Annotated in this window: 9 protein-coding genes; 4 read left to right on the top strand and 5 right to left on the bottom strand. The window is 59.9% G+C overall.

Features of this window, described 5'->3' with window-relative positions:
- Positions 1 to 121: 121 nt before the first annotated feature.
- Positions 122 to 448, bottom strand: a complete 327-nt coding sequence (locus tag ACWXTG_RS09955) for a hypothetical protein (protein WP_309565825.1) — start codon at positions 446 to 448, stop codon at positions 122 to 124.
- A gap of 206 nt (positions 449 to 654) precedes the next feature.
- Here ACWXTG_RS09955 and ACWXTG_RS09950 point away from each other — a divergent pair, with 206 nt between their 5' ends.
- The 3 genes from ACWXTG_RS09950 (at position 655) to ACWXTG_RS09940 (ending at position 5,767) form a co-directional block, all read left to right on the top strand.
- Positions 655 to 993 carry a hypothetical protein gene (locus ACWXTG_RS09950; RefSeq protein ID WP_407996208.1) on the top strand — a complete coding sequence of 113 codons (339 nt, stop codon included), beginning with the start codon at positions 655 to 657 and terminating at the stop codon, positions 991 to 993.
- A 433-nt stretch (positions 994 to 1,426) separates the two neighbouring features.
- Positions 1,427 to 2,620 carry an efflux RND transporter periplasmic adaptor subunit gene (locus ACWXTG_RS09945; protein WP_480219782.1) on the top strand — a complete coding sequence of 398 codons (1,194 nt, stop codon included), beginning with the start codon at positions 1,427 to 1,429 and terminating at the stop codon, positions 2,618 to 2,620.
- Between the two features lie 21 nt (positions 2,621 to 2,641).
- Positions 2,642 to 5,767 carry an efflux RND transporter permease subunit gene (locus tag ACWXTG_RS09940; RefSeq protein ID WP_480219781.1) on the top strand — a complete coding sequence of 1,042 codons (3,126 nt, stop codon included), beginning with the start codon at positions 2,642 to 2,644 and terminating at the stop codon, positions 5,765 to 5,767.
- A gap of 173 nt (positions 5,768 to 5,940) precedes the next feature.
- On the opposite strand, the gene ACWXTG_RS09935 is transcribed toward ACWXTG_RS09940, so the two are convergent.
- A complete protein-coding gene (locus ACWXTG_RS09935; protein ID WP_309565821.1) occupies positions 5,941 to 6,759 on the bottom strand; it encodes an IclR family transcriptional regulator in 819 nt (272 codons plus the stop codon).
- A 155-nt stretch (positions 6,760 to 6,914) separates the two neighbouring features.
- Between ACWXTG_RS09935 and ACWXTG_RS09930 the strand changes: the two genes are divergently transcribed.
- A complete protein-coding gene (locus ACWXTG_RS09930) occupies positions 6,915 to 7,571 on the top strand; it encodes a pyridoxamine 5'-phosphate oxidase family protein (RefSeq protein ID WP_480219780.1) in 657 nt (218 codons plus the stop codon).
- Between the two features lies 1 nt (position 7,572).
- Here ACWXTG_RS09930 and ACWXTG_RS09925 read toward each other — a convergent pair whose 3' ends face one another.
- The 3 genes from ACWXTG_RS09925 to ACWXTG_RS09915 are packed head-to-tail and all read right to left on the bottom strand — an operon-like array spanning position 7,573 to position 12,182.
- A complete protein-coding gene (locus tag ACWXTG_RS09925) occupies positions 7,573 to 10,125 on the bottom strand; it encodes an ATP-binding cassette domain-containing protein (RefSeq protein WP_480219779.1) in 2,553 nt (850 codons plus the stop codon).
- A 45-nt stretch (positions 10,126 to 10,170) separates the two neighbouring features.
- Positions 10,171 to 11,178, bottom strand: coding sequence for a sugar ABC transporter substrate-binding protein (locus ACWXTG_RS09920; RefSeq protein ID WP_480219778.1), 1,008 nt, complete (start codon positions 11,176 to 11,178; stop codon positions 10,171 to 10,173).
- A 26-nt stretch (positions 11,179 to 11,204) separates the two neighbouring features.
- A complete protein-coding gene (locus tag ACWXTG_RS09915) occupies positions 11,205 to 12,182 on the bottom strand; it encodes an ABC transporter permease (protein WP_480219777.1) in 978 nt (325 codons plus the stop codon).
- Between the last annotated feature and the right edge of the window lie 113 nt (positions 12,183 to 12,295).

Genomic DNA, 12,295 nt, shown 5'->3' with positions numbered 1-12,295 from the left:
GCTTCCGGAAGCAGGGATTACACCTTTTTTCTACAACCGCAACATTATCCGCTCAAGGCGTATGGACTGCGCAAGGAGTATCCGTGCCGAAGCGTCGAGGCAAACAGTCAGGCGGGAACGGTTAATGCACGACCTGGTTTTCCTTGTCCCTCAATATCTTGCCGTTGGTGTACGCACGGTATAGCGCGATACCGGCCTCGCGTAACTCGCTGGCATCGCCGGTCAGGGCGGGATGCCCGAACGATTCTTCACGCACTTTGTAAACCGGGTTGATTTCAAGGTTGTTCTGGGATGACAGCGATTCAAACCACAGGTGGCCGACGATCAGGCCATTCATGTAGAAATTCACCCTGTAAATCTGTTCGACGGAGATACTCAACACAGTGCCGGTGTCGAGGGTGATCAATTGGTCACGCTTGTTGATGGCTTGAATATCCAGGATGGGCATGATCTGGCGCTTTCGATTTGGGTATCAGCCGGCATTATCTGAAAAATGGCGAGAAAGTAACAGATTCAGAATCCGTGATGAATTGCATATCAGATTGATGGGCTCGATCGGAGGGGCAAGTAATGCCTGTTGGACAAGACTTTCCCGTTCGATGCAAATCCCGGCATTTCATGTACACTAACGCCATGATAAGAATCTTTATCAAAATGCTCGTGTTCGTCTTCCTGCTGGAATCCTCTGGTGCGGCAGTGGCCCAGTATTGCGAGCATGATCTTTACCCGTTGGTTTCCGCCAAGCTTTCTGCTTCAGGCTCGGCGCAAGGCTCCATCCAGGCCGCGGCAATTTCCATGGACCAGAGCAATGCCAATTCTGTTGCAGATAACGAATGCGGCTTTTGCCATGTCGGCACTGTTAAATCCTTGATGCTGAACTATGGATTGGTCAGCCCGGATTTGACGCTGCCGCTTGCTCCCGAATCCTTCTTGATATCCCGAACCCGTTCCCCCGACCTGCCCGAACGCCCCAATTGGTTCTTCGCAACCTAAGAGTTGCTGACACCACCCTTCTGGCGTTGTTGCCCTGCCTTGCCGTACTTAGTTGTACTGTCTGTAGCAGAGCGCCTAGCCAGAATCGCTTCGCTGGGTTTTGTCAGCAGCTTTAAGTCCAGCGAAAACTTCCCCATGCAATAAATCATGCGATCTTTTCGCTGGATTCTTCATGTTTATCGGAGAGTTCAATGCGAACAACTTATGTCGTTATTTGTTTTACCTTGCTCAGTCTTTGGCATGGTCAGGCAAGCCCAATGGAGGCTGGACAAAACCCTGGCTTGCCTCAAACCCTGCTGCTGCTTGAAGTGCTGGCTGAGGTTCCTGCGCCTGCCCTGCTCAGACATTCGGAACCTGCGCTCTTTTCCTCCACTACTCGGAAGATGTCTGGCCAGCCAATATCCAGCATTGCCAATGGACATCAGGAGCGATCATGTCCTTAAAAAAAATCTCGTTATTCACCAATATTGTATTGATCGCCGCGTTATTGGCGCTGGTCATCCTGCATTTCGGCCAACCCTACCCCCGCGACGAGGACGAAGTCACGGCGGCACAGAAGGCTGCGGAAATCGAGCATGGCCACGACCACGCCGAGCACGATGACCATGTTTCCATGACCGACAGGCAATTGTCGCTGAGCGGCATCGAGATACTGGAAGCGAAACCCGCCATCATCAAGACCAGCCTGAACCTCATCGGCCAGATCAAGCTGAATGCGGACAGGAGCGTGAATGTGACTTCGCGCCTGCCGGGGATTGTCGAGTCCGTCGCGGTCAATGCCGGGGACCACGTGCGGAAAGGCCAAGTGCTCGCCGTCCTGTCCAGCCAGGCGCTTGCCGATCAGCGGGGCGAGCTTCTCGCAGCGCAAAAGCGCTTGGCGCTTGCCAAGGCCACTTATGAGCGCGAGCAGCGGCTATGGGAGGCCCATGTCTCGGCGGAACGGAACTATTTAATTGCCAAGCAGGCATTGGAAGAGGCGGAAATCGTCCTGGCCCAGGCCGAGCAGAAACTGCGCGCGATCAATACCGGCCTGCAAGGCAGGGACCTGACCCGCTATGAAATCCGCGCGCCGATAGCGGGCATCGTGACAGAAAAATCCATTACCACCGGCCAGGTGCTCAACGGCACGGAAATGATCTACATGATTTCCGATCTTTCCAGCGTGTGGGCCGAGCTTACCGTGTATGCCAAGGACATCAATTCGATCAAGGCCGGGCAGCAGGTCACCATCAAGTCGGCTACGTTTGATGGCCATGCCCCAGGGGTGGTGTCATATATCGGTTCCCTGGTTGGCGCGGATACGCGGGCCACCATCGCGCGGGTGGTGCTGCCGAACCCGGACGGGCTATGGGTGCCCGGCTTGCCTATCAATGTCGAGCTCAGCATGAAGGAGGTGGAGGTGCCATTGGCCGTGTCGGTCGAGGCATTGCAATCGATGGCGGGCGAAACGGTGGTATTTACGCGCCATGAGGATTCCTTCGACGTACGCAGGGTTAGCCTGGGGCGCAGGGACGGGCGTTATGCGGAGGTGCTTGACGGCCTGCGCCAGGGCGAACGCTATGCTGCCGGCAATAGCTATCTCGTCAAGGCTGAAATCGGCAAAGCCGGTGCCGAGCATGACCACTAGGACAGTAGGAGCGTCGATAGCATGTTTGATAGATTGATTCGATTTGCCGTTTCTCAGCGCTGGTTCGTTATGCTGCTGACCGTGGCGGCGGCCGTCATGGGCGGCTATAGCTACCTGAAGCTCCCGATTGATGCCGTCCCCGACATCACCAATGTCCAGGTGCAGGTCAATACGGCCGCCCCAGGCTATTCCCCGCTGGAAACGGAACAGCGCATCACGTACCCGATTGAAACCGCCATGGCTGGCATCCCCGGGCTTGAGGAGACACGCTCCATCTCCCGCTACGGTCTGTCGCAGGTGACCGTGGTGTTCAAGGAGCATGTCGATATTTATTTCGCGCGCCAATTGGTCAACGAGCGCATCCAGCATGCCAGGGAATCCCTGCCGCCCGGCATCACCCCTTCCATGGGGCCGACTTCGACCGGCCTCGGCGAGATTTACATGTGGACGGTAGAGGCGGAGCCGGGCGCGCTCAAGGCGGACGGAACGCCATATAGTCCGATGGACTTGAGGGAAATACAGGACTGGGTGGTCAAGCCCCAGTTGCGCAATGTCGCCGGCGTGAACGAGATCAACACGATAGGCGGTTTTGCCAAGCAATACCAGGTTTCCCCGTTGCCTGACCACCTGGTGGCGCATGGGCTGTCGATGTCCGACGTCGTTTCGGCGCTACAGAGAAACAATGCCAACGTAGGCGCGGGCTATATCGAGAAATCCGGCGAGCAGTACCTGATCCGCATACCCGGGCAGGTCCGCAGCCTGGACGAGATAGGCAATATCGTCGTCTCAACCCGCCAGGGGGTGCCTGTCCGCATCCGCGACATCGCCGATGTGGGCTTCGGGCAGGAATTGCGTAGCGGTGCCGCCAGCGAAAACGGCGAGGAAGTGGTCATCGGCACCGTGTTCATGCTGATCGGGGAAAACAGCCGCGAGGTATCGGCAGCGGTGGATAAGCGCCTGGCGGAGATCAACAAGACGCTGCCCAAAGGCATCGTCACGAAAACTGTCTACGACCGGACTGCCCTCATCGACAAGGCGATCGATACCGTCAGGAAGAACCTGGTCGAAGGCGCATTGCTGGTCGTGGCCGTGCTGTTCGTGTTCCTCGGCAATATCCGCGCAGCCGTCGTCACGATGCTGGTCATCCCCTTGTCCATGCTGCTGACCTTTACCGGCATGCTGGGCAGCAAGGTCAGCGCCAACCTGATGAGCCTGGGCGCGCTGGATTTCGGCATCATCATCGACGGCGCGGTCGTCATCGTCGAAAACTGCATCCGGCATATGGCGCATGCGCAATCCAGGCTGGGCCGTCCGCTTACGCGGGAAGAGCGCTTCACGGAGGTATTTACGGCAGCAAAAGAGGCCCGCCGCCCCCTGGTCTATGGTCAGTTGATCATCATGATCGTCTACCTGCCGATATTCGCGCTGACCGGGACGGAGGGCAAGATGTTCCATCCCATGGCGTTCACCGTGGTGACGGCATTGCTGGCCGCGATGGTATTGTCGGTCACCTTCATTCCGGCTGCGGTCGCGCTCTTCATCACCGGCTCCGTGCAAGAAAAAGAAAGCCGTGTTTTACACGGCATGAAGCAGAGATACCCGGGCATGTTGCGTTGGACGCTAGCCAACCGGGCTATCGTCCTGACGGCGGCTGCCCTGGTTATCGCTCTGGGCGGCCTGATGGCCAGCAGGATGGGCAGCGAGTTCATGCCCAATCTGAACGAGGGCGATATCCTGGTGCAATCCGTCCGCATGCCTGGCACCAGCTTGAGCCAGTCCATGGCGATGCAGCGCGAAATCGAGCATACCATCATGCAGTTCAAGGAGGTGGAGCGGGTATTTTCCAAGGTCGGCACGGCGGAGATTGCCAGCGACCCCATGCCGCCGAGCGCGGCGGATACCTATGTGATGTTGAAGCCAAAAAGCGCATGGCCCGACCCGCGGCTCAGCAAGGCAGCCTTGATTGCGCGTATCCAGCATGCGGTCGAGCTGGTGCCCGGCAGCAACTATGAAATCACCCAGCCGATTCAAATGCGGTTCAATGAGCTGATCTCCGGCGTGCGCAGCGATGTCGCCGTCAAGGTCTTCGGCGACGAGATGGGCGTAATGCAGAACACTGCCAGCCAGATCGCGAACGTGCTGCGCAGGATTCCCGGCGCGGAGGATGTCAAGGTCGAGCAAACCAGCGGCTTGCCTATTCTGACGATCCAGATCGACCGCGAAAAAATCGCCAGGCTGGGCGTCAATGTGGGCGACGTGCAGCAAACCATGGCGACCGCCCTCAATGGGCAATCCGCCGGGTATGTGTTCCAGGGCGACAGGCGCTTCGGCCTCATGGTCAGGCTGCCGGAGCATATCCGCGTCGATATCGAGGCCATCAAGCGCCTGCCGATACGATTGCCCGATCTTGCGGCGAGGAGCTACCTGCCGCTCAGCGAGCTTGCCGACATCGACATCGCGCCCGGTCCCAACCAATTCAGCCGCGAGAACGGCAAGCGCAGGGTCGTGGTCACTGCCAACGTGAGAGACCGGGATATCGGCTCGTTCGTGCAGCAGGCGCAGCGGCAGATAGAACAGGATGTGGAAGTGCCGCCCGCTTACTGGCTGGTGTGGGGCGGCACCTTCGAACAGCTGCAATCCGCCACCCATCGCCTTGCCGTCGTGATTCCTGTGGCCTTGCTGCTGGTGATGGCGCTCTTGTACGCCATGTTCGGCAATATGCGCGACGGCCTGATTGTGTTCACCGGCATTCCGTTTGCCCTCACGGGCGGCATCCTGGCGCTCTGGTTGCGCGGGATCCCCTTATCGGTATCGGCAGGCGTGGGGTTCATCGCCCTCAGCGGGGTTGCCGTTCTCAACGGACTGGTCCTGATCAGTTTCATCCGGGGCCTCCGGGAGGCCGGAGCCCCCCTGCTCAATGCCATCGAGGACGGAGTCGTCACGCGCTTGCGGCCTGTGCTGATGACGGCATTGGTCGCCTCATTGGGCTTCATCCCCATGGCGATAGCGACCGGCATCGGCGCGGAGGTGCAACGCCCATTGGCGACCGTCGTCATTGGCGGGATATTGTTCTCGACGATCCTGACGTTGCTGGTCCTGCCCTTGCTGTACTGGATCGTTAACCACAAGGAAGAAGTCCAGCCTTGATGCGGGCCGGGCAGTCCGGCAGGAGGGGAGCATCCTTTAAACAGGCGCAAGACATCAAGATAATTGGTTGGCGATCGAGTTCGAGAAAATCTGAGCGCGTCTCTCAATCGGCTGGCGATAGCGTATTGATGGCGGCTTGTCGGCAGTGTTCATGAACAGATATTGAATAGGCGCTAAGACTCTATCATGTGGAATTTCTGCAATACGCCTGAAATAAGCTGGGCGGATTCCTGCATCTTGGCAAGGCAAGCGTTCAATTGGTTCTTGTCCAGTTTCCCGGTGGGGAATGTAGTGCCTATGCCCGCAATCGGGTAGCCGGTTTGGTCGCAGATCGCCACTCCCAGGCCGCTCATGGAGCGGTCAAGCACGATGCCGTCGTAGGTGCTGTAACCGTCCTTGATCGCTTTTTTCACCGCGTTGCGGAAACCGCGTTCATCGAAACCTTCGATACGGTAGTAACGCGGCAGGTTGAGATTGATCACCGACTCGATCTCATGCAGCGGGAGGCGGGCCAAGATCGCCATGCAGCTTGGCGTCAGCCCGAGCGGATAGCGCAGGCCGGCCCGCCCTTTTCCTTCCTTGATGGTCAGTTCGCTTTCGTAGCGGCCGATGCATGTATGATCCAGCCCGGTACGGACGCCCAGGTAGACGACCTGCTTGAGGGTAAGCGCCAAGTCGTTGAGGTATATAGAAGCGATGCGTTCGATGGCGTGGCGGCTGATGGCTGTGTAGCCGAGCGCAGCCAGGCTTGGGCCCAGGTTATATAGCTGCGTGGCTGGATCGCGGTACGCCCAGCCAATTTCCATCAGCATATCCATGGTGCGGTGGATGGTGGGACGGGGCAAGCCAGTCCTTGCGACCAACTGGCTCAGGGAGCTGCCTTTGCTGGACCCCTGCGCAATCACCTTGAGCAGGATGACGGCGCGGCTGAGGCTGCCTTTGGCTGACGATTCGTCGATACTGCTGAAAAGGAATTGGGACTCTTGTTTCATTATCGCTGGCGCGTTGTAATGCGGCTTGGGGCCTCTAGCTCCGATTTGACTTGGCGTCTGTTTATGTTAACACTTTTCAGCAACAGGCCGCATTGAAAGCCGCGATCGAGCCAGGCACGAGCCTTGGCTGAGATATACATAACGAAAGAGTGCAGATGAGTGATTTCTATAGTAAACAGCATCGGCATATACAAGAACGGTTCGAAACCACCCAGCTTGCCGATGCAGTACGCAAGAACATCGTCGCGTCGAGCATTACGGCATCCCATCGAGAGTTCATCGAAAGCAGGGATATGTTCTTCCTGACCACGCTGGACCACCGAGGCTACCCTACTTGTTCCTACAAGGGCGGCGACACCGGTTTCATCCGGGTGCTGGACGAGAAGACGCTGGCCTTTCCCAGTTACGACGGCAACGGCATGTTCCTCTCGATAGGCAACATGCTCGCCAACGACAAGATCGGCATGCTGCTGATTGATTTCGAGACCCCCAACCGCATCCGCATCCACGGCACCGCCTCGGTGGATTTCGACGATCCCTTGCTAAGCGCCTATGCGGGCGCGGAGGTGGTCGTGCGCGTCCACGTCACGGATATCTTCACCAATTGCCCGCGCTATATCCACCGTTACCAGCGCATCGAGCGCTCGAAGTACGTGCCCAGCGCCGAAGAGCCGACGCCGGAACCCCAGTGGAAGCGCATCGACGACCTGCAGTCCGCACTGCCCGAACGCGCCCAAGGGATAGCGGAGTCGTTGGGCGGCCTCATCAGCCAGGAGGAGTACGCGGACAAGGTGAAGAAAGGCGAAGCCTGATTTAGTGCGCCGCCAGGTTCAGGATGTCGTCCTGGCTCGCCTGTTTCAGTTCGCCTTCGACCTTGCCCTTGCGCAGCACCAGGATGCGGTCCGACAGCTTGAGGAGCTCAGGCAGGTAGGAGGAAATCAGGATGACGATCTTTCCTTGCGCGGCCAGTTCCCGTATCGCCTCATGTATCTTCGCGATGGCGCCTATGTCCACGCCGTGGGTGGGTTCGTCGAAGAAGGCCGCCTGCGGCGAGAGGATGAGCGCCCGCGCGATGAGGATTTTCTGCTGGTTGCCGCCGGAATAGGTCGCAACCGCCTGCTCGGCATGCAGGCCGCTGATGCCGAGCTTGGCCGTCCATGCCGCGGCCAGCTCGCGCGCCACGCGGCGGGAATGCCAGAACCGCCAGCCCTTGCGCGTTGAGAGCAATGCCAGGTAGAGGTTGTCGGCCACATCCATGGTCGCGAACAGGCCGTCCTCATGGCGGTTCTCGGTGACGTAGACCAGGCCGTTCTCGATAGCCTGTCGGGGGTTGCGCAGACTGACTTCCCTGCCTCGCAGCAAGACCTGGCCCTTTACCTTGGCCTGGTCGCGCGAGGTGCCCGTCGCGGCCCTGGCGATTTCGGTCCGACCTGCCCCGACCAGGCCTGCCATGCCGGTGATGCCGTGGGGAGGGAAGTCCAGCGAGATATCCTCGCCCAGGCCGGGCAGGCTGAGGTTGCGCAGCGCCAGCCCGGCGCCTGCAGCGGCATTGAGCTTGGCATGCGCCGCCGGCCCGGCGTAGCTATCCTCAAGCTCCCGCCCCACCATGTGCCGGATCAGGGCGGCGCGATCGAGTCCGCCAACCGGCTGTCGCTGCAGAACGCAACGCCCGTCGCGCAGGATGGTCACCTGGTCGGCGACCGCCAGCACTTCTTCCAGGGCATGCGTGATCAATACGATGGCGACTCCCTGCAGCCGCAGATGGCGCAGCAAGGAATAAAAATAATCCGACTCGGCCTGGCTGAGGCTGGCCGTGGGCTCGTCGAATATCATCACCTTGGCCTGGAGGCGGATGGCCCGCATGGTTTCCACAAGCTTTTTCTGAGCAATGCTGAGGTCGGCGACTTCTGTAGCCGGGTCGAGCTCCAACCGGAATTCCCGCAACAGGCTGCGTACCTGCTCCATGGCGTCATGCGTAGGGTAAAGCCAGGGCTCCTGGCCAAGCATGATGTTTTGCGCGACCGTCATATGCTCGATCAGGCTGCTCTCCTGGTAGATCATCGCGATTCCCGCCTGGATACTGTCGGCAGGGGTGCGGAACGTCATGGGCGAGTGCCGGACCGATAATTGTCCGCTGCTCGGCATGACCGCCCCGGCCAGGATCTTGCACAATGTGGACTTGCCCGCGCCGTTCTCCCCCAGCAGCGCCATGATCTCGCCCGGGTAAAGCTCCAGGCCGACATGCCGCAAGGCATGCTGCCCGCCATATTGCTTGCCGATATCGTGCAGGCTCACCACGCAGGCGCGGTTACCCGGCACCCCGGCAGCTGCATGGCCGGATGCAGCATCCAAGGGCACGTCCAGCGGCTTGGGCACGCCGGCGCCGGGCAGCGCGGCCGGCACTTTTTCCTGCCTGGCCCTTCCCATGACAGCAATCGCGCCCAGTAGCACGATGCCGGTCAGCGTGGCGGACAAGCTGCCGCTGATATTGAAGCGGATCAGGCCGTTGATGAGCAGGAAGATGAAGGCAGTGCCGAGCAGGGCGCGCATGATGGAGCCCTTGCCGCCGGAAAGACTGATGCCGCCAAGTACGCAGGCGGTGATGGCCATGAGCTCCATGCCGATGCCGGTGTCGGTGCCCGTACTGTTCTGGCGCGCGGCATACAGGATGCCCGCCAATGCCGCCAACAGGCCGCTGCAGGCATACGACAGCAGGACGACCCGGTTGACGCGGATGCCCGCATGGCGCGCGGCCTTGTTGCTGGCCCCCACTGCGGCAAGGTAGGTGCCCCACCGGCTTCGTGTCAGCAGCAGGTGCGCCAGCAGGCCGCACGCCGCCAGCACCAGCATGTTGACCGGGATGCCCGCAAGCGCGCCGCTGCCGAGAAAGTCCCAGGCCTCGCTCTCGTGATAGGCATCCACCAGGTCCATGGCGTAGGCATCCGACACCCACTCGTAACCCGCGCGCAAGATCAGCAGCATGGCCAGGGTGGTCAGGAAGGGCGGCGTCCTGACATAGCCGATGAGCACGCCGTTGGTCAGGCCGATCAGGAGACCGACAGCCAGTGTCAGGGGAATCGCGGCTTCCAGCGGCACGCCGTGCAGCTTGAGCAGGAAAATCGCCGTGAAGTTGGCGACCGCGAACACCGCGCCCACTGAGAGATCTATCCCACCTGCGATGATGACGATGGCCATGCCCGCGACAATCAGCGCGGGTTCGGCGTAATCCCGCAGCAATTGCTCGACGTTCATCGCGCTCGCGTAGTGCGGCAGCAAGGCGGCAAACACGCCGAACAAGGCCAGCACTGCAACCGCCAGCGCCCAGGCGCCAGGGTCGGCATGTTTCATCCAGCCCGGCTTACGCATGCTCCGTCCTTGCACGACCGGTCACGGCCCTTCCGTACAACGGGCTTATTTCGGCAGGTCGTAGCAATAGTTGCGCTCCTGCTTGCCGGTGACCCAGTAATTATTGGAAAGGATGGTCATGTGCTTGCTGCCGGGCTTGTTGCCGCTTTGCAGCAGGCTGATCACGGCGTTCGACACCTGCTCTCCCTGAACGTCGGCGCGGAAAGACAGGATCTTGTGGAAGAGCTTCTGCTCGACCAGGTCGCAATCCGAACGCGGGCCGTCGCTGGAAGCGTACACCTTGACCTTGCCTTGCAGGCCCGCGGTCTTCACGGCCTGGGCGGCGCCTTGCTGCATGATGCCCCAGGAACCGTAAGTGGCGCACAGGTCGGGATGCTGCTGCAAGGTGGTGGCCGTGATCTGGTTGGCCAGGTTGCTGTCCCATTTGGCCGACTGGGTGGAGACCAGCTTGATGCTCTTGTCCTGCTTGAACACTTCCATGAGGCCCTTGAGCTGGTCTATGCTGTCCGTGGCCGTGGCCTCGCCCTGCACGAAGGCGACCTTGCCGGAGGACTTGCCGCCGCCGCATTCCTTGACGATGTCCCTGGCGATCTGGCGCCCGACATCGACGTAATCCACGCCCACATAGGCATCGGTCGGCTGGTTGGAAAGCAGGTTGACCTGCACCACGTAAATGCCGTTGTCCATGGCGCGCTTCAATTCCTTGGTCAGCAGCGTGACATTGGCGTTCTGGACGATCAGCACGTCCGGCTTCTGGTTGATGAGGTTGGTGACCGCCTGCAACTGGGCGCTGGTGCTGAAATTGGGGTCGCGCACGAGGAACTTGACGCCGTACTTCTCGAAGTTCTGCCGCATGGCGGCGGTCCACATGTCGCCTATCGGGTTGCCGAGGGTGATCGGCACCCATGCCACGGTCTTGCCCTTCACGGCCTTGTCGAAATCGAGCCGCATCTGGTCGCGCGGCGTGGCGTAAGCCACTGTTCCCGCCGTCAGCGAAAGCATCATGCCGCCGAGCAGAAGCTTGCGTAATGGGTTGTTTTTTTTGGTCTTCATGAATCATCTCCTCTTTGTCAAACTGGTCAAATACTTTGCCGGGCGGATTCCTCGTCCAGCGGGTTCAGGCATTTGTCTACGATGAGCACGGCAAGCAGCACCGCGCCCTTGATCATGTTCTGCAACTGGCTGTTGATGTCCATGATGGTCATGGCGTTGAGCAGCACCCCCATGAGCAGCAATCCGGCCAGCACGCTCGCCACGCTGCCGCGCGCGCCCGAGAAGCTGGCGCCCCCGATGATCACCACCAGGATCACGTCGAAGATCAGCGTGGAGCTTACGGTCTTGAGGTCGACGATGGCCGTGCCCGACACCATGAGCACGCCCGCCACGAAGGCCAGCAGCGCCGAACTCATATAGGCCATGAACAGGATGGAGCGGATGGGCATGCCGTAGAGCCTGGCAGTCTCGGCATTGTCTCCATAAGCATAGAGGAAGCGGCCGGGCGTGGTGTGCGCCAGGAACACATGCATGAAGAGGGCGCAGGCGGCAAACACCAGCATGGGCACCGGCACGCCGTGCCAGTTCATCGAGAGCACGGTCAATTCCAGCTTTCCCGGAGGCAGGTTGATGATCATCGAGGGCAGCACGGTAATCCTCGCCAGGCCGACGAAGATGAAGACGGTGGTCAAGGTGACGAACAGCACGGGAATCTGCAGGCGGTCCACCAGCAGGCTGTTGATCGCGCCCATCGCCAGGGCCAATGCCAGCCCGACCAGCAGGCATAGCGGCAAGGGCAATCCCAGGACAATGCACTTCACCACGATGGCCGACGACACCATGCTGATGCCTACCTGCGAGAGGTCTATGCCGCGCACGATGACGACCGGGATCATGCCGAGCGCCAGTATGCCGAGCACCGACACGCTGCGTAGCAGGGTCATCATGTTGCCCCAGGTGGCGAAGGCGTCCAGGGTCACGGCGAACAAAAGCGCCAGCAGGAGCGCCGCCAGCAATACGGCGGTTTCCTGGCTTATGATGCGGGTTCTAAGGAGGGACTTCATGTTCGTGTTATTCATTCAACCAGACAGAACGGAAAATCTGACGACTTCCACGAAGCCGCCGATGAAGGACAGTACACATGCCTTTGCAGAGGTAATTGAACATGATCGCAATG

The sequence above is a fragment of the Methylobacillus sp. DLP286 genome (assembly GCF_056636515.1).
Note: the sequence above shows the minus strand (reverse complement) of the source record. Positions and strands in the feature narration are given on the sequence as shown.

Excerpts from the sequence above, each read along its gene's own strand:
- ACWXTG_RS09955 (WP_309565825.1), bottom strand. The coding sequence starts at position 448 with ATGCCCATCCTGGATATTCAAGCCATCAACAAGCGTGACCAATTGATC.
- ACWXTG_RS09950 (WP_407996208.1), top strand. The coding sequence starts at position 655 with ATGCTCGTGTTCGTCTTCCTGCTGGAATCCTCTGGTGCGGCAGTGGCC.
- ACWXTG_RS09945 (WP_480219782.1), top strand. The coding sequence starts at position 1,427 with ATGTCCTTAAAAAAAATCTCGTTATTCACCAATATTGTATTGATCGCC.
- ACWXTG_RS09940 (WP_480219781.1), top strand. The coding sequence starts at position 2,642 with ATGTTTGATAGATTGATTCGATTTGCCGTTTCTCAGCGCTGGTTCGTT.
- ACWXTG_RS09935 (WP_309565821.1), bottom strand. The coding sequence starts at position 6,759 with ATGAAACAAGAGTCCCAATTCCTTTTCAGCAGTATCGACGAATCGTCA.
- ACWXTG_RS09930 (WP_480219780.1), top strand. The coding sequence starts at position 6,915 with ATGAGTGATTTCTATAGTAAACAGCATCGGCATATACAAGAACGGTTC.
- ACWXTG_RS09925 (WP_480219779.1), bottom strand. The coding sequence starts at position 10,125 with ATGCGTAAGCCGGGCTGGATGAAACATGCCGACCCTGGCGCCTGGGCG.
- ACWXTG_RS09920 (WP_480219778.1), bottom strand. The coding sequence starts at position 11,178 with ATGAAGACCAAAAAAAACAACCCATTACGCAAGCTTCTGCTCGGCGGC.
- ACWXTG_RS09915 (WP_480219777.1), bottom strand. The coding sequence starts at position 12,182 with ATGAAGTCCCTCCTTAGAACCCGCATCATAAGCCAGGAAACCGCCGTA.